Below are 669 nucleotides of genomic sequence, written 5' to 3'. Positions count from 1 at the left end.
TGGCCCAGGGGGCTCCGCGGGACACGGCTCTGGCCCCCGGCCCGGCCGGGCTCACAGCGGATCCTGGGCTCACAGCAGGTGAAGCGCACGAGCCCGGTGCACGGCGTCCCGGCGGCGGGCCACGTCGAGCTTACGGTAGATGCTCTTGAGGTGGGTCTTCACGGTGTTCACCGAGACGAACATCTCGCTGGCGATCTCCGCCGTGGTGAGCATCGTCGGCAGATAGCTCAGGACCGTCTGCTCCCGGCCGCTCAGCGGCTCGACAGCGGCCGGCGGCGGCCCGGCCGGCTCCACCCCCGGCCCGGCCGTCCCCACCGCGTGTCCGGCCTGCGGCCCGACCTGGGAGGAGCCCGCCAGGACACTTCCGGCCGAACCGCCCGGACCAGCCGGACCGGTCGGGCCGGCCGGCCGGCCGGCGGCGCGTCGCGGGAGCGGCGCGTCCGGCCGGGCGATGTCACCTGGCACCGCCGGGAGGATGCCACGGGCCGCCGCGGCCGGCTGGCCCACCGGTCGCGGGCGGGGTGAGCCCGCCCGCCCGGTTCCGCCGGCGGGGCCGCCGGTGACACCCGCGATCGTCGGGGACGCCGGTGGCCGCGGCCGGGCCACGGCTGGTCGCGCGGCGGCGGCTCCCGACCCGGCGAGCCGCGCCCCCGGCGGCCCGGACCCGGG

Annotated in this window: 1 protein-coding gene; it reads right to left on the bottom strand. The window is 79.5% G+C overall.

Features of this window, described 5'->3' with window-relative positions; all coding sequences use genetic code 11:
* Nucleotides 1-69: 69 nt before the first annotated feature.
* A partial coding sequence (locus tag AC5LSR_RS10665; RefSeq protein ID WP_493468397.1) for a helix-turn-helix transcriptional regulator occupies nucleotides 70-669 on the bottom strand: 600 nt, incomplete at its 5' end.

The sequence above is a fragment of the Protofrankia sp. CiP1_Cm_nod4 genome, from assembly GCF_982290645.1.
Note: the sequence above shows the minus strand (reverse complement) of the source record. Positions and strands in the feature narration are given on the sequence as shown.